General features: G+C 67.8%; 19 protein-coding genes and 1 pseudogene. 10 read left to right on the forward strand and 10 right to left on the reverse strand.

Annotated features, from left to right (window positions below; all coding sequences use genetic code 11):
* Window positions 1–9: 9 nt before the first annotated feature.
* Genes VGV37_RS12225 through VGV37_RS12235 form a run of 3 tightly spaced genes read left to right on the forward strand, consistent with a single transcriptional unit; the run spans window position 10 to window position 2440 of the window.
* Window positions 10–393, forward strand: coding sequence for a BlaI/MecI/CopY family transcriptional regulator (locus VGV37_RS12225; protein WP_326879956.1), 384 nt, complete (start codon window positions 10–12; stop codon window positions 391–393).
* Window positions 390–1991, forward strand: a complete 1602-nt coding sequence (locus VGV37_RS12230; RefSeq protein ID WP_326879957.1) for a M56 family metallopeptidase — start codon at window positions 390–392, stop codon at window positions 1989–1991. Before VGV37_RS12225 ends, VGV37_RS12230 begins: the two co-directional genes overlap by 4 nt.
* Before the next feature lie 53 nt (window positions 1992–2044).
* Window positions 2045–2440, forward strand: a complete 396-nt coding sequence (locus tag VGV37_RS12235) for a VOC family protein (protein WP_326879958.1) — start codon at window positions 2045–2047, stop codon at window positions 2438–2440.
* A 9-nt stretch (window positions 2441–2449) separates the two neighbouring features.
* On the opposite strand, the pseudogene VGV37_RS30330 reads toward VGV37_RS12235, so the two are convergent.
* Window positions 2450–3064: pseudogene (locus VGV37_RS30330) on the reverse strand (glutathione S-transferase family protein).
* 125 nt (window positions 3065–3189) lie between these two features.
* Here VGV37_RS30330 and VGV37_RS12250 point away from each other — a divergent pair.
* Both VGV37_RS12250 and VGV37_RS12255 read left to right on the forward strand, forming a co-directional pair.
* The gene (locus VGV37_RS12250) at window positions 3190–3660 is read left to right on the forward strand and encodes an Lrp/AsnC family transcriptional regulator (RefSeq protein ID WP_326879959.1); all 471 of its coding nucleotides are present in this window, start codon (window positions 3190–3192) and stop codon (window positions 3658–3660) included.
* A 96-nt stretch (window positions 3661–3756) separates the two neighbouring features.
* Complete coding sequence (locus VGV37_RS12255; RefSeq protein WP_326879960.1) at window positions 3757–5037, forward strand: amidase; 1281 nt, start codon at window positions 3757–3759, stop codon at window positions 5035–5037.
* Between the two features lie 9 nt (window positions 5038–5046).
* Here VGV37_RS12255 and VGV37_RS12260 read toward each other — a convergent pair whose 3' ends face one another.
* Together VGV37_RS12260 and VGV37_RS12265 are read right to left on the reverse strand one after the other, a co-directional pair.
* Window positions 5047–5838 (reverse strand): SDR family oxidoreductase, encoded by a 792-nt coding sequence (locus VGV37_RS12260; RefSeq protein WP_326879961.1) that lies wholly within the window; start codon window positions 5836–5838, stop codon window positions 5047–5049.
* 58 nt (window positions 5839–5896) lie between these two features.
* Entirely contained in the window at window positions 5897–7069 is a 1173-nt protein-coding gene (locus tag VGV37_RS12265; RefSeq protein WP_326879962.1) for an MFS transporter, read from the reverse strand.
* Between the two features lie 97 nt (window positions 7070–7166).
* Here VGV37_RS12265 and VGV37_RS12270 point away from each other — a divergent pair, with 97 nt between their 5' ends.
* Window positions 7167–8093, forward strand: a complete 927-nt coding sequence (locus VGV37_RS12270; protein WP_326879963.1) for a LysR family transcriptional regulator — start codon at window positions 7167–7169, stop codon at window positions 8091–8093.
* On the opposite strand, the gene VGV37_RS12275 is transcribed toward VGV37_RS12270, so the two are convergent.
* The 3 genes from VGV37_RS12275 to VGV37_RS12285 all read right to left on the reverse strand — a co-directional run bounded on the left by VGV37_RS12275 (window position 8090) and on the right by VGV37_RS12285 (window position 10893).
* Complete coding sequence (locus tag VGV37_RS12275) at window positions 8090–8692, reverse strand: YdeI/OmpD-associated family protein (RefSeq protein ID WP_326879964.1); 603 nt, start codon at window positions 8690–8692, stop codon at window positions 8090–8092. The two genes, VGV37_RS12270 and VGV37_RS12275, sit on opposite strands and share 4 nt — an antisense overlap.
* Window positions 8689–9192 (reverse strand): helix-turn-helix domain-containing protein, encoded by a 504-nt coding sequence (locus VGV37_RS12280; RefSeq protein WP_326879965.1) that lies wholly within the window; start codon window positions 9190–9192, stop codon window positions 8689–8691. Before VGV37_RS12280 ends, VGV37_RS12275 begins: the two co-directional genes overlap by 4 nt.
* A gap of 84 nt (window positions 9193–9276) precedes the next feature.
* Window positions 9277–10893, reverse strand: coding sequence for a S53 family peptidase (locus VGV37_RS12285; protein WP_326879966.1), 1617 nt, complete (start codon window positions 10891–10893; stop codon window positions 9277–9279).
* Between the two features lie 476 nt (window positions 10894–11369).
* On the opposite strand from VGV37_RS12285, the gene VGV37_RS12290 reads away from it, so the two are divergent.
* Window positions 11370–12071, forward strand: a complete 702-nt coding sequence (locus VGV37_RS12290) for a VIT1/CCC1 transporter family protein (protein WP_326879967.1) — start codon at window positions 11370–11372, stop codon at window positions 12069–12071.
* Between the two features lie 137 nt (window positions 12072–12208).
* Window positions 12209–13681, forward strand: coding sequence for a capsule assembly Wzi family protein (locus VGV37_RS12295; RefSeq protein WP_326879968.1), 1473 nt, complete (start codon window positions 12209–12211; stop codon window positions 13679–13681).
* Here the strand turns inward: VGV37_RS12295 and VGV37_RS12300 are convergent.
* The 3 genes from VGV37_RS12300 to VGV37_RS12310 all read right to left on the reverse strand — a co-directional run bounded on the left by VGV37_RS12300 (window position 13669) and on the right by VGV37_RS12310 (window position 15495).
* The gene (locus VGV37_RS12300; protein WP_326879969.1) at window positions 13669–14274 is read right to left on the reverse strand and encodes a hypothetical protein; all 606 of its coding nucleotides are present in this window, start codon (window positions 14272–14274) and stop codon (window positions 13669–13671) included. The genes VGV37_RS12295 and VGV37_RS12300 overlap by 13 nt on opposite strands.
* Entirely contained in the window at window positions 14274–14819 is a 546-nt protein-coding gene (locus VGV37_RS12305) for a hypothetical protein (protein ID WP_326879970.1), read from the reverse strand. Before VGV37_RS12305 ends, VGV37_RS12300 begins: the two co-directional genes overlap by 1 nt.
* A gap of 100 nt (window positions 14820–14919) precedes the next feature.
* Window positions 14920–15495 carry a TetR/AcrR family transcriptional regulator gene (locus VGV37_RS12310; RefSeq protein WP_326879971.1) on the reverse strand — a complete coding sequence of 192 codons (576 nt, stop codon included), beginning with the start codon at window positions 15493–15495 and terminating at the stop codon, window positions 14920–14922.
* Between the two features lie 121 nt (window positions 15496–15616).
* On the opposite strand from VGV37_RS12310, the gene VGV37_RS12315 reads away from it, so the two are divergent.
* Both VGV37_RS12315 and VGV37_RS12320 read left to right on the forward strand, forming a co-directional pair.
* Entirely contained in the window at window positions 15617–16189 is a 573-nt protein-coding gene (locus VGV37_RS12315) for a hydrolase (RefSeq protein ID WP_326879972.1), read from the forward strand.
* A gap of 171 nt (window positions 16190–16360) precedes the next feature.
* Window positions 16361–17185, forward strand: coding sequence for a ferritin-like domain-containing protein (locus VGV37_RS12320; protein ID WP_326879973.1), 825 nt, complete (start codon window positions 16361–16363; stop codon window positions 17183–17185).
* 45 nt (window positions 17186–17230) lie between these two features.
* Here VGV37_RS12320 and VGV37_RS12325 read toward each other — a convergent pair whose 3' ends face one another.
* Complete coding sequence (locus tag VGV37_RS12325) at window positions 17231–18205, reverse strand: UDP-glucuronic acid decarboxylase family protein (RefSeq protein WP_326879974.1); 975 nt, start codon at window positions 18203–18205, stop codon at window positions 17231–17233.
* Window positions 18206–18381: the final 176 nt, after the last annotated feature.

The following is an 18381-nucleotide window of genomic DNA, read 5'->3' on the forward strand; positions in this document are numbered from 1 at the left end:
AGCGCTCCAATGGCCCATACCCCGCCCGACCTCGGCGACCTCGAACTCCAGGCGATGCAACTCATCTGGGCCGACGGCTCGATGACGGCGGAGGCGGTGCGCGAGCGGTTGCCGCGTTCCCTCAAGGAATCGACGGTCCGGACCGTGCTGCGACGGCTCGAGGACAAGGGCTATCTCAGCCATACGGTCGATCAGCGCACTTTCACCTTTCATGCAACCGAGGCCCGGCAGAAGGTCGCGGCCAAGGCGGTGAAACGCATCGTCGACTGGTTCTGCAACGGGTCGATGGAGGAAGTGCTGGTCGGCATGGTCGATTCGGCCCTGCTCGACGACGCGCAATTGCAGGCGCTGGCCGCGCGGATCGAGCGGGCAAAGAAGGAGCAGGGCAAATGATGCTGCTGGTCGAAGCGGCCCTCCGGTCGCTCGTGCTCGGGCTCGCCGTCGGGTTGGGCCTGCGCCTGTTCCGGGTCCGCAATCCCCAGGTCGAGATGACGGCCTGGATCGTCGTGCTGGCGGCCGGGCTCGCCATGCCGCTGCTGATGCAATGGACGTTGGTGCGCCTGCCGACTGCCCTGGTGACGCTGCCGCATGGGATCATCCGGGCGACGGTGGCCGTCCCCATGCAGCACCTGCACATCCTCGCGACGCCTGCGGCAACCGCCGAGAGCTGGTCCCTATGGAGTCTAGTGCCGTTCTTCTACGTGACGGTCGTCGCCACCTTGGCACTGCGCCTGCTCACCGGCCTGCTGATGACCTGGCGGATCGTGCGTCACGCCCGGCCGGTGCGTGCCGACTGGACGCGCGGCGCCGACGTGCGCGTCACGCTGCGGGTCAAGGCGCCGGTCTCGTTCGGCCGGGTCATCCTGGTGCCGACCAGCTTCGTTTCCTGGTCGGCGGCGAAACGCCGGGCGGTCATGGAGCACGAGCGCTCGCACGTCATGCATCACGATTTCCTGGTCCAGGTCTCGAGCCAGTTGCACAGCGCGATCTTCTGGTTCAGCCCGTTCGCCTGGTGGCTGCAGGTCCGGCTCGCGGCACTGGCCGAGACGACGAGCGACGAGGCGGCGATCGCCCGGATCGGCAACCGCGTAGACTATGCCGAGATCCTGCTCGACATCGCGGTCGGCGCACGCAACCTGCCGTCCGGCATCGCGATGGCTCGCCCGGCGCTGCTGCGTCAGCGGGTCGAGCGCATCCTGTCCCAGGCGGCCCCGATCGTGGCATTGGCGCCTTGGCGGCGGTCGCTGCTGGCGGCGAGCCTGCTGCCGGCCGTCCTGCTGATCGGCGGCACGTCGTGGCAGGCGCGGGCGGCCGACCTGATCGCAATGCCGGCATTGCCGCATATTCCCGCCGGGCCGGCACGGCCGATCGCCGACCGGCTGACCTTCGCCGTGCTGTTCGACGGCAACCTGACCATGGCGACGGGCGGGGCGGATCTGGATCGGGTGCTGAGCGCGCGCGACAAGGTCGGCGACACGGCGATCCTGTTCCTGCGTGACGGCAAGGTCTATGCGGTGACCGACCGCGATCTGGTCGAACGGGCGGCGGAGCTGTACCAGCCGCCGGACGCGCTATCCGACCAGCAGGGAGACCTCGTTGAGCAGCAGGCGGATTTGAGCCGCGAGCAGGCCGAGCTGTCGCGCCAGCAGGCGGATGTCGGTCGACAGATGGGCGAACTCGGCCGGCAGCATGGCCTGCAGATGGCAAGTCGCGCCGTCGCCGTCGCGAAGCGGGCGTCCGACGAGGCCGACACCGACGAAGATCGGGCCGGGCGGGACCAGGATTTCAAGGAGCAGATGGCCGAACTCGTCCAGATGCAGAAGGACCTGGGCCGTGCGCAGGGCCGTCTCGCCACGGAACGATCCAAGCTGAGCGTGGCGCAGAGCCGGATCGGCCGTGCGCAATCCCGCACCGACCGCAACGGCGACGACGCGCTGCGTCGCCTGATCGATGGCGCCGTCACCAGCGGGGCCGCGACGCCGGTCGCCTGACGCCGGTTCACACCGCAGCCGCCCTTGCCATCGTCGTCTGGAGGAGTTCGCCGATGCACCCGCCCCACGTCCTGACGGCGATCCTGCCGTGCAACGATCTCGACGCGTCCGAGGCGTTCTATGCCAGGCTCGGCTTCACCCGGCCGGACGGCGAGCGACCGGCGCCGGGCGAGGAAGACAGCTACCGGATGTTGTCCGACGGCAAGGGCGGCTTTCTGCACCTGATCGCGGCGGTCGAGGATTGGCTCGTGCCAGGGCGCAATCCGTTCGGTCTCTATCTGCACAGCGACGAGGTGAACCGCCTTGCCGCCGTTTTCGCGGCCGAGTTGATCGGCAGCAACGGGCCGGAGCACAAGCCCTGGGGCATGTATGAATTCGCATTGTCCGACCCCGACCAGACCCTGGTCCGGGTCGGCTGGCCGAGCCGGCTGGTCCGCGGGATCGCCTGACGCCGCCGGTCAGTCGGGCGGGCAGGCGAGGAACGCCGGCAAGGCCTCGGCCAGGGCCGAGAAGGTCCGCAGCGCCGGATGCTCCGACGCTGCGACCCGGTCGGCCATTAGGTCCTGGGTGAAGCGCCAGGCGACCGCGATGCTGATGTCGGCCTGGCGCGGCCTGGTGTCGACCAGCCAGTCGCCCGCGCCGGCGATCCCGGCTTCCAGCAGGCCATAGGTCGTGCGCAACTGCCTTTCGACCCGATCGATCCAGGGCTGGTGCTGTTTCTCGGCCGGCCGCAGATTGATTTCATAGACGAGCTGCATCGTCTTCTCGCAGGCGGCGAGCGCCAGGCCGACCAGGCGCTGGTTGCGCGCATGGCCGTCCGGATCGTCGGGCGCCAGGCGGCGCTCCGGTGGCACCAGACGGTCGAGGTGGTCGAGGATCAGGCTCGATTCCATCAGCACGACGCCGGCGTCGGTCACGAGGGTTGGGGCCTTCACGACCGGATTGATCGCCGCGAACTCTTCCTAATCGCGGAATACCGACAAAGGTTCGTGGCGAAAGGGCAGGCCCATGAAGCGCAGCGAGACCGCGACGCGACGGACATAGGGCGAATCGAGCATGCCGATCAGACGCATGGTTCCGGTTCCTCAGGGGTTTGACAACGCCCGAGACTGGCAGAGACGGTTGCGGAATGACATGGTCACCCATCGGTCGGCGTCGCTTTGTGCCGATGAATTCAAGCTTGCAGGGAGTTTGTCTGATGGCTCCGCCGGTCGATCTGGACGACAAGGATCTCGCCATCCTGGAAGCGCTGCAGGCGGATGGCCGCATCGCGTTCTCGGAACTGGGCCGGCAGGTCGGGCTGTCGCAGCCGGCCATGTCGGAGCGGGTGAAGCGCCTGGAGGACCGTGGGATCATAACCGGCTATGGCGCGCGCATCGGCCTGCCCGCGCTGGGCCTGCGCATGGCGGCGATCCTGCGCCTGAAGACCGAACATGCCCAGATCGGCGCCTGCCTGAAGCAGTTCGACAGCTTGCCCCATATCGTCGAGGTGCACCGGGTCACGGGCGACGATTGCTTCATCCTCAAGGCGCTGGTGCCGGCGCCGGAAGACCTGGCGATCATCGTCGATGCCATCGGCCGGTTCGGCCCGGTCACGACGTCGGTCGTCCTGCGCAGCGAGCCGGTGAAGCCGGTCGGCCGGGCGCTGCTCAAGGCCGCGAGGCGCTAGCGGCAAGCCGCAGCCCGTTCATCTCGCCGGATTTTCCTCGCCCTTGCGGGACGCGCCGCTAAGCTGGAAGCCCGTCTCGGAAATGAAGGAATTGCGATGACCAGCGACGATCATTCCGCTCTCGGCATCCGCCGTCGGATCGCGGGCGGGCACCTGACGGCCGAGGCGGCGGTGCGCGAAGCGTTCGACCGGATCGAGGCGCGGGAGCCCGCACTTCACGCCTGGGTGACGCTTGGCCGCGAGCAGGCGATCGCTGCCGCGCGCAGTCTCGACCGGGGACCGGCGGGCGGCCTGCTGCATGGCGTGCCGATCGGTGTCAAGGACATCATGGCGACCCACGAGCTGCCGACGCGCTGCGGCTCGCCGATCTATCAGGCCTGGCAGCCGCCCTTCGACGCGTCGGTGGTGGCGCTGGCCCGGCGCGCCGGCGCTATCGTCGTCGGCAAGACGGTGACGACCGAGTTCGCTTATTTCGGCGCGGGGCCGACCGTCAATCCCCATGACGCCACGCGCACCCCCGGCGGCTCGTCCAGCGGGTCGGCAGCCGCGGTCGGCGCCGGTGTCGTGCCGCTCGCGACCGGCACGCAGACGGCAGGGTCGATCGTCCGACCGGCGGCGTTCTGCGGCGTCGCCGGCTACAAGCCCAGCTTCGGGCTGATCGACCCGACCGGGGTGAAGCCACTCTCGATCACGCTCGATACGATCGGCGTCCTGGGCGCCACGGTGGCGGATGCAGCGCTGTTCGCGGAGGCGGTGAGCGGCCTCGGCCTGGTCGCCGCGGCGGAGCGGGCCGGGCGCCCGCGCCGCATCGGGCTCTGCCGCTCGCCGGCCTGGCACCTGGCCTCGCCCGACATGGCGGCGGCGTTCCTGGAATTGCCGGCTCGGCTGGCTGGTACCGGGGTCGATCTGGTGGATCGGGAATTGCCTGCGGTCGCGGGAGAGGCGTTCGCGGTTCAGATGCGCATCATGGCCTACGAGGCGGCCCGGGCCCTGGCCCATGAGGCCGAGGCCCATTGGGCCAGCCTGTCGGCCCGGCTGCAGCAGCTGCTGACCGAAGGCCGCGCCATGGACCGCGCCGGCTACGAGCGCGATCGGGCACGGGTGCCCGTGCTGCAGGCCGCCCTCGCCGGGGTCTTCGCCGACGTCGACGTGCTGCTGACGCCCAGCGCCGCCGGCGCGGCCCCGCTCAGCGCGGCCGGGACCGGCGACCCGATGTTCAACCGGCTCTGGACCCTGGCCGGCACGCCCGCGGTCAACGTGCCGGGTTTGCGCGATCCCGCCGGCCTGCCGCTCGGTGTTCAGATCATCGCGCCGGTCGGCCGCGACCCGGTCGCGATCGAGGCGGCCGCCTGGCTCGAGCGGGTGCTGGCGGGGTAAGCGCTGTCGTCAGAACGCGCTCTTGATCACGCCGCCGTCGACCCGGAGCGTGGCGCCGGTGGTGGCCGATGCGAGCGGGCTGGCCAGGTAGGTCACCATCGAGGCCACTTCCTCGGTCGAGGCGAAGCGCTTGATGAGGGAGGTCGGGCGGACCTTCTCGAAGAACTCCTCCTCGAAATCGTCGAAGCTCTTGTCGCTGCCCTGGGTCAGGGCGCCGACGAAATCGACCACGCCGCGCGACTTGGTCGGGCCGGGCAGCACGCTGTTGACGGTGATGCCCGTGCCGGCAACCGCCTCGGCCAGGCCGCGCGCCACAGCGATCTGGGCGGTCTTGGTCATGCCGTAATGGATCATCTCGGTCGGGATCTGGATGGCGCTCTCGCTCGAGATGAAGATGATCCGGCCCCAGTCGGCGCGCTTCATCGCAGGCAGGAACAGGCGGGCGAGGCGCACGCCGCTCAGCACGTTCACATCGAAGAAGCGCATCCAATCGGCGTCCGGAATTTCCTCGAACGGCTTCGGCTCGAAGATGCCCAGGTTGTTGACCAGGATCTCGACGTCCGGATGGCGCCGGGCGAGGTCTTCGGCCACGGCGGCCGTGCTGAGGTCGCCGGCGAAGCCGGTGACGTCGCCGCCGGTCGCCTCCTTCAATTCGGCCACTGCCTTGTCGACCGGACCCTGCGAGCGGCCGTTGACGATGACATGAGCGCCTTCGCGGGCGAGGCTGGCGGCGATGGCGAGGCCGATACCGGCGGTGCTGCCGCTGATCAGCGCGCGCTTGCCCTTGAGATTGAGGTCCATGGTCGTTCCTTTCGAAAAGCAGACAGAGCGATAGATGGGATGGGTCGAGCCGATTGCGTCAGCATTCCGCCGGAACGCGCGCGGTGCGGCGTTCGAGCGTCAGGCTGACCGCCGCCAGCGCCAGGGCCGACAGCGGAACCAGGGCCGCGATCGGCGGGATGGCGGCGAGGCCGGGGCCATGGGCGATCACCGCGCCGCCGAGCCAGGCGCCGAACGCGTTGCCCAGGTTGAAGGCGGCGATGTTGAGGCTGGACGCCAGGCCCTGGCCGGCGCCGCCGGCCTGTTGCAGCAGGCGCATCTGCAGCGGCGCCACGGTGGCGAAGGCGGCGGCACCCAGCAGGAACGATGCGGCCACCGCGCCGACCCGGTCGTGGAAGCCGAAGCCCGCGCCGACCAGCACCAGGCACAGGAGCGCCAAGGTGCCGACCAGGGCCGGGACCAGGCGGCGGTCGGCCCAGCGCCCGCCCAGGATGTTGCCCACGACGAGTCCGGCACCGAATACCAGCAGGATCGGCGAGACGTCGGCTTTGTCGTAGCCGGCGAGTTCGACCAGGATCGGCTGGATATAGGTGAAGACCGCGAACACGCCGCCGAAACCCAGCACGGTCATCGCCAGGCCCAGCAGTACCTGGGGCCGCGCCAGCACGGCGAGCTCCTCGGACAGCGGGCCGGGGCGAACCGGCTCGGTGGCGCGGGGCACGAAGACCGCGAGCACGGCCAGCGCCAGCAGGCCGATGGCGCTCACTGCCCAGAAGGTCGCGCGCCAGCCGAGCGCCAGGCCCAGCCACGAACCGAACGGCACGCCCAGCAGGGTCGCCAAGGTCAGGCCGGTGAACATCACGGCAATGGCCGACGCCTTGCGCTCCGGCGCCACCAGGCTGGTCGCGACCAGGGACCCGACGCCGAAAAAGGTGCCATGCGCGAGCGAGGTCAGGATGCGCGCCGCCATCAGCCAGCCATAGCTGGGCGCCAGCGCGCACATCAGGTTGCCGAGCGTGAAGATCGCCATCAGCACGAGCAGCGTGGTCTTGCGCGGCAAGCTGCGGGTGGCGAGCGTCAGGATCGGCGCGCCGACGAACACGCCCAGCGCATAGCCCGTCATGAGCAGCCCGGTGGTCGGGACCGAGACATGGAGGTCGGCCGAGACCTGCAGCAGCAGGCCCATGATGACGAATTCGGTGACGCCGATGCCGAAGGAACCGACGGTCAGGGCATAGAGGGCGATGGGCATGATGGCTCCGGAATCGAGGAGGAGATCGGAAGATGGAGCCCGGCCCGCCTATGAACTAGACTGCGTTGGGGATAGAGATTTGTGAGTTGAATTCACCATGGCTCGGTTGGATATCAATCGCTCGGGGGAGATGGAGGTCTTCGTCCGGGTGGTGGCGGAGGGTGGATTTTCGGCCGCGGCGCGCGCGCTGCGCATGACGCCCTCGGCGATCAGCAAGCTGGTCGCCCGGCTCGAGGCGCGCCTCGGCACCCGGCTAGTCAACCGTTCGACGCGCAAGCTGCAGTTGACCATCGAAGGCGCCGCATTCCACGAGCGGGCCCTGCAGGTGTTGTCGGACCTGGACGAGGCCGAGCGGTCGGTCGCGACCTGTGCCGTCCCGCGCGGACTGCTGCGGGTCAATTCGAACATCCCGTTCGGCCTCCATCACCTGCTGCCGCTGATGCCGCGCTTCGCCGCGGCCCATCCGGAGGTCGTCCTCGACATCTCACTCAGCGATCAGGTCATCGACTTGATGAGCGAGCGCGCCGAGGTCGCGATCCGAGTTGGGCCCATGCGCGCGTCGCAACTGATGGCCCGCAAACTCGGCGAAAGCCACATGGCGCTGGTTGCGGCACCTGCCTATCTGGCGCGGCGGGGCACGCCGCAGACGCCCGCCGATCTGGAAAACCACAATTGCGTCGGCTTCAACTTCGCCCGCGAGTGCGATGCCTGGCCGTTCGTGATCGACGGCGCGCGCCAAAACCTGCCGGCGCATGGCAACGCCGTGGTCAGCGACGGCGAGGCGTCGCGCCGCCTGGCGCTCGCCGGCCAGGGCATCACGCGGCTCGCCCATTTCCACATCGGCCGCGATATCGCCGACGGGCGTCTGGTGCCGGTGCTGGAAGCCTATAATCCGGGCGACGTCGAGGAAATCCACGCGGTCTATGTCGGCCACGGCGGCCGGCTGCCGGCACGGGTCCGTGCCTTCATCGACTTCCTGGCCGCGACGGTCGACCTGGCGCATCCGCCACCAATGCCGGACTAACCCGCGTGTTTGCGCGGATGGATCGTTTCGCCGCGACCCAGCATGGCGATGAATTGTTCGATCCGCCGGGCGCGGGTGGCGGCGGTCTTGGCGTCCTGGACGCGGTAGAGGATCGCGTACCGGTTGGCGCCGTCGAGGGTGGCGAAGAATTCCCGCGCGGCAGGCGCCGCGTCGAGTGCCGCCTGCAGATCGGGGGGTACCGTCGCCGTGCCCTGGGACGCATAGGCGGCATCCCACCGCCCGTCGGCTTGCGCCGCATCGACCTCCGCCTGGCCGGACGGCCGCATGCGACCGTCCGCGATCAGGGCCTGGGCGCGGGTGCGGTTGATCTTCGACCATTTGCTGCGCGGCTTGCGCGGTGTGAACCGGACCAGCCAGCAGCATTCGTCGTATTTGTCGAGTTGGCCATCGATCCAGCCGTGGCACAGGGCCAGATCGATCGCCTCGTCGCGGGACAGGCTGGCGACGCCGCTGCCCTTCTTCGCCAGTTTCAGCCACAGGCCATCGGAGCTTCCTGGCTGGACCTCGAGCCACGCTGCCCAATCCGGCGCGGTGGCGAAGCCCAGGATGGGCAGCCCGGCGCGTCGTTCGCCGGTCATGAGGCGGACGACCGGGATTTCAGTGCGGGGTCCAGCAGGCCGTGCCCCTCCGGCAGACCGGGACCGGGCTCGACCAGTACATCGCGCGCGCCCAGCGGCTCGCGGCATTCCGAGCAGACCATGATCGGGTCCAGCAGCGCGCCGCAGGTGCGGTGCCGATAATGGACCGGGCGCGCACGGCCCTCGGCCCCCTGGGTGTCGCCCCAATGGACCAGCGCCAGCAGCACGGGATAGAGCGCCAGGCCCTTGTCGGTCAGGCGATAGTCGTAACGTGCCGGCCGGTCCTGATAGGCGTTGCGCTCCAGCACGCCGGTCTTGACCAGCTTCTTCAGCCGGTCGGCCAGCACGTGGCGGGTGATACCGAGGCGTTCCTGGAACTGTTCGAACCGGCGCACCTTGAGAAAGCAGTCGCGCAGGATCAGCAGCGTCCAGCGGTCGCCGACCACCGAGACGGTGCGGGCGACCGAACAGGCCTCCTCGTCCAGCATGTCCCAGCGCATCGCGGATCCTCATCCCCAGATGCGTCGAGAGTCGAACGGCCGGGGAGGCCTGTCAAGGTTCCGTTTCGGAACGGAGAGGCCGCCTCAGGGCAGGGTATTGAGGATGACCGTGCCGTCCGGCGTGCCGAGGCCGGTGCAGGCGTCCCAACCCGGACCCGCCTCGTACCCCTTGATCGTGTTCTTGATCGCGTTCGTGCCGGAGGTCACGTCGTGGGTCACGCCCTTCGCCACGTTGGCATAGAGAAACGGATTGAGGAAACCGACGTTCTTCTTCTTGGCCTGGTTCAGCCGCGCCACCAGGGCCGCCATCAGCGGCGCCACGGCACTGGTGCCGCCCGATGCGCCCTCGGAGGTGTCGACGCGGGTGAAGTAGTTGGTGGCGCTCATGGCGATATCGGGTACGCCGCGACCGGATTTGCCTGTATCGATCGAGACCGGCAGATTGGCGCCCGCCTGATAGGCCGGCACCGGGAAGATCCCGCTGATCCCGCCGCCGCCGGCCCAGCCGCCGCCGCCGGGCGTGTTCACGTCGAACGGCGTGCCGTCGTTCCAGACCACGTCCTCGCCATTGTCGATCTGCGTGCCGCCACAGCCCAGCACCAGGTCGTCGCATGCCGGGTGGTCGACATGGATCTTCTTGTCCCAACTGCTCGAATCCAGGTCGGCAGTGCCATGGTCACCGGATGCGATGCAGATGGTGATGCCCAGCGCGCCGGCCGCGGCAAATACTTCGTGGTAGGCCTGGACGCCCTGCTGGTCGGTCGACACCTCCGGGCCGCCCCAACTGATCGAGATCACGCCGGGCTTGCGCTGCGCATCGTGGACCGCGGCGCTGATGGCGTCGATGAACCCTTTGTCGCCATTGTTCGGGGCGAAATACACCGCGAACTTGGCCTTGGGAGCGACCGCGCCGGCCACCTCGATGTCCAGCATCACTTCGCCGTCGGCCGAATCGGCGGTCGTCGGATGATTGCCGGCATGGTCGACGCTGATCGACGAGACCTTCGGCGTCGTCTTGGTGATTTCCTTGAAGAACATCTTCAAGTCGCTGCTGCGATAGCCGCCGCCCAGTTCGATGATCGCGATGGTCTGGCCGGTGCCGTCCAGCGCCACGCCGCCGGATTCCGTCGGGAAATTATACCGGGTGGCGAAATCCGTCGCTGCCACGCCGTTCTGGCCGCCGGGACCGCTAAGCGCCGCACCCTTCTGCCGGTGCGGCGCCCGGTGCTTTGGGCGCGTGTCGAACCCGAAAATGCCGGTCACGATCGGGCTCAGGTCCTCCGGTACGCCGATTTCGCCGCGCCGTCCGCGATAGGTCCCGTTGGCATGATGGTAGAGATGGACGTCGGCGCGGAAGGCGGACAACAGGTCGCCCAGCCGTCCCTTCAGCACGACCGACCGTTCGGCGGCGCTGCGATGGACCACGACCAGGTTATGCTCCTGGGCATAATGCTCGATCTTGTCCAGATCGTCCTGGCTGGCGCCATGCTGCTGCTCCAGTTCCTGGTGCGTCAGGTATTTCCGGTCCGCCATCGGCGTGGCGGCCAAGTCGTAGGCGCGCTGGGCGAGCGCCTCCGGATCGCCCGACGATCGGACGCGCACGGTGATGCTGGTGACTTCCGACGGATCGACGGCGCCTGCCGGATTGGAGTTCGGCAGCAGCGTTCGCGTACTTCCTGCAAGCGGTACGTAGACGGCCATGATGGTTCTCCGACGATAAGGATTTAATTTCAAAGGATGAATTCTCCGGAGGCTGCCCGCTCCCCGGATCCAATAAGGTGCATTATTTCGAAGGAACTCGATGCCGGTGGCCCGCAAGGCGCTCTTGGTTCGCAAGAACGTTCTTGGTGCGGCGCTTCAAAGGCGCTGCGGGAATTTCACCGCCGGCTCGCCACCGATCGACGGGGCCTGCCAAAAATGTGCGGAAATCAGCATCCCAGAGTACCACAAACCATGCGGCGCTGCCAGCACACCGTCCTGACGCGCGCGTCTTCGGCGGTAAACAGCTGCAGTCAGATAATACTCACTCTCAGTTGCGGCATGATAATGATTGTCATTCGATATGCAGGTAATAATGCGTCTCAGTGACTAAATAATTTCAAGAATGAAAGCTTGATCTGGTCAATATTCGGGCTATTACCTGTCTTGTTCATCGCAATAGCCTGGAGCCCTCCATCATGCCCGCAGCCCATCATCACGAGCGGCATTTCATGGCGTCCGACGCGGTGCGTGATGTCGTCATCGGCATGTCCGACGGATTGACCGTACCGTTCGCGCTCGCGGCCGGCCTGTCCGCGGCGTTGTCGCGCAGTTCGGTCGTCGTGACGGCGGGTCTGGCCGAGATCGCGGCAGGGGCGATCGCCATGGGGTTGGGCGGTTATCTGGCGGCGCGGACCGACATCGAGCATTACCGCAGCGAGTACCGCCGGGAGTGGCGCGAAACCGAGGAACTGCCGGACGAGGAACGGCGCGAGGTCGCGGCCATCCTGCGCGAGCAGGGGCTGGATGCCGCCCAGGCCGATACGATCGTGACCGCGCTGTCGCGCAACAAGGAAAAATGGGTGCGCTTCATGATGCGCTTCGAACTGGGGTTGGAGGAGCCCGATCCTAAGCGCGCGCCCCGGTCCGCCGCCACGATCGGCGTGTCCTACATCGTCGGCGGCCTGGTGCCGCTGCTGCCCTACCTGCTGCTGGGGCGCATGGAGGATGCGTTCCGCCTGTCGGTCTGCCTCACCCTGCTGGCGCTGCTGGTGTTCGGCGCGGTCAAGGGCTGGCTGACCGGCGTGCCGTCCTGGCGGGCCGGATTGCAGACCGTGCTGGTCGGCGGACTCGCGGCGGGGGCGGCCTTCGGCATCGCGCGAATGGTTGCCGATCTCTAAGGCGGGTCTGCCATCCATAAACGACACAATTGGAATAACAAATCTGATGTAAGCGTCCTGATCGGCAGAGGGACTGGACGGGGTTGGTCAGAATGATGGTGTCGCCGCGCAATTCGACGCGTTTCAGGAACTGGGCGGTGGCGACGACCGCGCTGCTGCTGGGTGGTTCCGCTTTCGCCGGCGAGCCCTGGCTGCAAGTGGGCGATATGGCGCTGCGCAGCGACGTCGAAATCCTGGCGGCGCGCGGGCTGATCGTCGGGTCGACCACGACCTGGCCGCTGCCGGCCGGCGAAATCCTGGCGAAACTGTCGGACCCCGCGGCCCTCGACAATCAGCCCGACTACGTGCGCGCTGCGGCGGAGCGGGTGCTGGACGCCTTGTCGCGGCATGGGCAGCCGGACGGGTTCCAGGGTCTGGCCGAGGCGCGGTTGACCAGTCAGCCCGACGTGGTGCGCGGCTTCGGCGCCCAGGCGCGCGACCAGTCCGACGTCGATGCCGGCGTGAACTGGGCCGGCGACGGGCTCAATGCCCAGGTCAAGGTCGGCGAGCAATCCCGGGTCGACGGCCGCGAAGGACGTTTCGCCCTCGACGGCAGCTTCGTCTCGGCCAAGCTCGACAATTGGCTGTTCTACGGCGGCCTGGTCGACCAATGGTACGGGCCGGGCTGGACCTCCAGCCTGATCCTGTCGAGCAACGCGCGGCCGTTCCCCAAGGTCGGCCTGATGCGCAACGATCCGCACGCGTTCGAGACGCCGTGGCTCAGCTGGTTCGGTCCGTGGCAGGTCAACCTGTTCGGCGGCGTGCTCGACGACCCGCGCGCGGCCGAGAACACCGGCTACGTGGCGCTGCGCGTCTCGGTCATGCCGATCTCGGGGCTGGAACTGGCGCTCAGCCGCAACATGATGGTGTGCGGCAGTGGCCATGCATGCGATCCGCTGACCTCGTTCTTCCATTTCGACAACAGCGATGCCAATCCGAACAACAACGCGGATTCCTCGACGATCGAGCTGAAATACACCGGTGCAGTCGGCCCGGTGCTGGTCTCGCCCTATATGCAGTTCTACAACCGCGACACCGGGCCGTTCACCCATTCCTACACCAGCCACCTGGTCGGCACGTCCGTCGCCGGCGGCCTGGGCGACGGCCGCAGCCGGTGGCGGCTGACCGCCGAATATACCGACAGCGTGCCGACGCTCGATTTCCTCAGCGGGCCGAACGTCTATGGCGCGGCCTATAATTCCTACCGCTATCCCGAAGACGGCTTCCGCTTCCACGGGCGCGCGCTGGGCTTCTCGCTCGACAGCGATTCCAAGCTGCTGTCGCTGATCGGCTCGGTGACCGACGCCCAGGGCTGGACCTATCAGCTGACCTATTATCACGCCGACATCAACAGTACCCAACTGGCCGAAGGTATCGGACCGTATGATGCCCAGGCCGCGCGCAATCCGGTCAGCCTCCGGCCGGTGTCGATCAACGAGATCGTGGCCGGCCTGACCGTGCCGTTCCGTAAGGTGGACCTGTCGCTGACGCTGCGCGGCCAGGACCAGCAGCCCTATCCCCAGGCCGGCGCCACCGGCAGCGCCGAGGTCGGCGTCAGCTATCGGTTCTGAGCGGGCTCGTCGGTCCGGATACTGGGCGGCGTCCAGGGAATGGTGAAGGGGCGGATCGCGCCGATGACGAAGCCGCGGTCGGTCGGGTAGCGCTGGGTGAAGCGCCGGATCGTGCTGTTCTCGTCGGCGCCATAGAGCACGTGGTCGCGGCCGGTCTGCCACTCGGCGGCCAACGGCTCGTCCGGATCGGGCTTCGGGCGATAGATCCGGGCCAGGTAGGGCCGGTCGCCCTGCTGGACGAAGATATCGGACATCACGACCTCATGGATGCGAAGCTGGCGCGCCTCGCTCGCCTCGGCGGACAGTCGGGCATATTCCTCTTCGAGCGCCGCGATCGACGTCCGCAGGTCGGGCAGGGCGAGCCCGATCGTCTCGGCGGCGGTCACGGCGGCAGCGATGTCCTGCTCGATCTTGCGCTGGGTATTCAGCAGCTGGGTCCGATGGGCGACCAGGGTGCGGCAGGCGCTGAACAAGGTCTCGAGCTGGGCCGCGAGCACGACGATGATCGCGATCAACCCGACCAGCGCCAGACCGGCCAAGGTGCCTGACGCGCGCAGGTCGGCCCAGACCGACGAGAGCGAGAAATCCTCCATCAGAGGCCCAGCCGCGCGCGCTGATGCTCGTCGATCTGCACCAGATCGAAGTCGCGCTTGGAGCCGAAGCGCTGCTCCGCCATCGACTGGCACAGGCTGGCGTTCTTGCCCCAGACCCGGACCAGCCGCGGCTGGCGCCAGACCTGGGGATCGGGCTGGCGACCATTGCCGGCCGTCGTGGAGGATTGCCCCGGCAGGCAATTGGCGGCGAACAGGGAATGGCCATCTTCGAGCCTGGGCGTGCCCAGCTCGAACACCAGGTCGATGCGTTCGCGCCGGGGGGCGCCGATGTCGCGCCGGCATTCGGCGATCTGTTCGTTCAGATGCGTGCGCTGGCGGACGAGGTCGCGCGATGCCGCTTCGGCAAGGGCCAGCTGGCGGCGCGCCTCCTGCAAGGCGACCAGGGCCTCGGCCGACTCGCGGTTGGATTCGGCCACGCCGATCTGCCTCGAGAACGCCTCGATCATGGTCCGGTGGATGCGCGGCATCAGGAACAACAGGATGATGCCGAAAGCGATCGCCCAGAACAGCGGGACGGGATTCATGCTCCCTCCTGGACGAAAGTTTCTGGCTGGGTGGGCCTTCAGGTATTCGCCCGATCGCCGCTGATCAAGCCCCGAAAACACTACATTCTACGCAAATACCCTACAACTCTTCCGATCGCGCGGCGCCAACGCCCAGGTGCATGTCGAGATAGCGGCCTAGCATGACCGACAGCTCGTCGAGCGCGGCCTCGCGCACCGTCAGCCCCGACTCGGCATTCAGCATGACGGCGCCCTTCATGATCTGCAGCACGGCGACGGCGATCGGTTCCAGCCGGTCGGCCGGGAGTGCCGGCGCGTGGCGCTGGAGGATGGCGACGATCTGCCGGCGCAACCGCGCCCGGACCGGGCCGCCGCGTGCGGCCTGCGCGCCCGAGGTCTCGACCAGGGTCGCAAACGCCGGGTGATCGGCGCGGAATTCGATCAGCAGCGGCAGCAGCCGGCGGCCCAGCTCGTCCGCCGACCATCCCGTTGCCGCCGCCTCGAACCGCGCGAGCCGTTCGTACAGCGCTTCGGCATAGTGCTGGACGAGCGCGTCGGCCAGCAGTTCCTTGGTCGGGAAGAACTGGTAGAGCGAGCCGATCGACGCGCCGGCCCCGGCCGCGATCTCGGTCATGGTCGTGGCGTCGTAGCCCTTGTCGGCAAAGGCCGTGCCGGCGGCGGCCAGCAGGGCCGCCACCCGGGCACGTCCTCGCTCGCGCTGCGGCACGCGCGTCCGCGGGCTTGCGTTTTGTGAGGATATCTTCATATAACTATACGTGAGGGTATTCTCATATTTCAGATCGAGGAGCGACGATACCATGGACACGCTGGATCCGCGCACGACCGCGCTGGTGCTGATCGATCTGCAGAAGGGCATCCTGCCGTTCGGGCAAGGTCCACGGAGCGGGGCCGAGGTGCTGGCCGCGGCCGGCCCGCTTGCCATCCGCTGCCGGGAGGTCGGGGCGCCGGTCGTGCTGGTCCGCGTCGGCTGGGCGCCGGATTTCGCCGATGCGCCGAAGCAGCCGGTCGATCGTGCCCCGCCGTTACCGGCCGGCGGGCTGTCGTCCGACTGGTGGGACCTGCCGGAGGAATTGGCGCCGACCGACAGCGATATTCGGATCATCAAGCGGCAGTGGGGCGCGTTCTACGGCACGGAACTCGATCTGCAGCTGCGCCGGCGCGGCGTCTCGACCATCGTGCTGGGCGGCATCTCGACCAACATCGGCGTCGAATCGACGGCGCGCCAGGCCTGGGAGCAGGGCTATTCCCTGGTGCTGGCCGAGGACGCGATGAGTGCGGCCAGCGCCGACCTTCACCGCTTTTCGATCGACAACATCATGCCGCGCCTCGGCCGCATCCGATCGAGCGCGGAGATCCGTGCGGCCTTGTAGAAATATAAGTCTCGGCGGCTGCATCCAGGCGGCTCCCTGGCGGGTATGGGTAGCGCAGTACTACCGCTGCACCGTCTCGGAAAGAAACGACCGATGGAACGAGATCAGACTTCCGCAGGAGCCGATCGCCGAGCATTTTTCAGACAGGCCGGCCTTGCCGGCGCTGCCGCCATGGGGACTTTCGCCGGCCTGCCGCTGTTCGCGCCGTTGGCGCGGGCGGCCACGGCAGAAGCGACGCCGGAGGCGGCGGCTCTGACCGACGCCAACATCCTGAATTTCGCGCTCAACCTCGAATATCTCGAGGCTGAATTCTATGTCCGCGCCGCGTTCGGCAAGGGCCTGCACATCGAAGACGTGATCGGCGTCGGCGGCCTGGGGCCGGTCACCGGCGGGCGGGCGGTGCCTTTCGCCACGCCGGCCCTCCAGCAATTCGTCAACGAAATCGCGCGGGACGAGTACGCCCACGTGAAATTTCTGCGCAAGGCGCTGGGGTCGGCCGCCGTATCACGGCCGACGATCGATCTGACCCAGAGCTTCACCACGGCGGCGCGCGCCGCCGGCGTGATCGGTCCCGGGCAGACGTTCGATCCGTTCGCGGACGAGAACAGCTTCCTGCTGGCGGCGTATATTTTCGAGGATGTCGGCGTCACCGCCTATCACGGCGCGGCACCCTTCATCACCAACAAGGACTATCTGCTGGCGGCGGCCGGCATTCTGGGAACCGAGGCCTATCATGCCGCGGAAATCCGCACCTTGATCTATCAGCGCGGCCTCGCGGTCCCGGCCGAGAAGATCACGCACCTGCGCATCAACGCGTCGGGCGCCGACGACGACCAGGGCGTCATCTCCGACGGCCAGGCGAACATCGTCCCGACCGATGCCAACGGGCTGGTCTATGCCCGGACGCCCGACCAGGTGCTGAACATCGTCTATCTGGGGGGTGCTGCCGGCCATTTCGGCTTCTTCCCGAAGCGGCTCAACGGCGCGATCAACTAGAACCTTGCCGGAAGGCGGGTGCATCCCGCCTTCCGGGTTCGAGGGCTACTCCGCGGCACCGCGCTCGTTGCTGCGGGCGAGCAGGCGATCGAAATAGGCGATGGTGCGGGCGAGGCCCACTTCGAGCGGGACGGTCGGCGCCCAGTCGAGCAGGCGCTTCGCCTCGGTGATGTCGGGGCAGCGCTGCAGCGGGTCGTCGGCCGGCAGCGGGCGGTGGACGATCTGGGATTTCGAGCCGGTCATGGCGATGACACGCTCGGCCAGTTCGCGCACCGGGATCTCGTGCGGATTGCCGATGTTGATCGGCCCGGTCACCTCGTCCGGCGTGGCCATCAGCCGCAGCCAGCCCTCGACCAGGTCGTCGACATAGCAGAAGGCGCGGGTCTGGCTGCCGTCGCCATAGAGCGTGATGTCCTGGCCCTGCAGCGCCTGGACGATGAAGTTCGAGACCACGCGCCCGTCGTTCGGGTGCATGCGCGGGCCATAGGTATTGAAGATGCGCACGACCTTGATGCGCGTGCCGTGCTGGCGGTGATAGTCGAAGAACAGGGTCTCGGCACAGCGCTTGCCCTCGTCGTAGCAGGCGCGCGGGCCGATCGGGTTGACGTTGCCGCGGTAATCCTCGGTCTGGGGATGGACCGTTGGATCGCCGTAGACCTCGCTGGTCGAAGCCTGGAACACCTTGGCCTTCACGCGCTTGGCCAGGCCCAGCATGTTGATGGCGCCCAGCACGCTGGTCTTGGTCGTCTGCACCGGATCGAACTGGTAGTGCACCGGCGAGGCCGGGCAGGCCAGATTGTAGATCTCGTCGACCTCGACGAACAGCGGCCAGGTCACGTCGTGCCGCATCGCCTCGAAGTTCGGATTGTCGAGCAGGTGGGCGATGTTGTCCTTGCGGCCGGTGAAATAATTATCGACGCAGAGCACGTCGTGCCCCTGGTCGATCAACCGTTCGCACAGATGGGAGCCGAGAAACCCGGCTCCGCCGGTGACCAGAACGCGCTTGCGGGTCAGGCTCATGTTTGGGGTGCTTTCAGGTGTCCGGCGCTTAGGCGGCCGTTGCGGACTTGCGCCCGATCGAGTGGTAGGTGAAGCCTTCCTTGGCGACCTGGGCGGGGTCGTAGATGTTGCGCAGGTCGACGATGGTGCGTCCGGCCATCTGCTGGCGCACGCGCGGCCAGTCGAGCGCGCGGAAC

This window comes from Aliidongia sp. (genome assembly GCF_035943795.1).
Classification (GTDB): domain Bacteria; phylum Pseudomonadota; class Alphaproteobacteria; order ATCC43930; family CGMCC-115725; genus Aliidongia.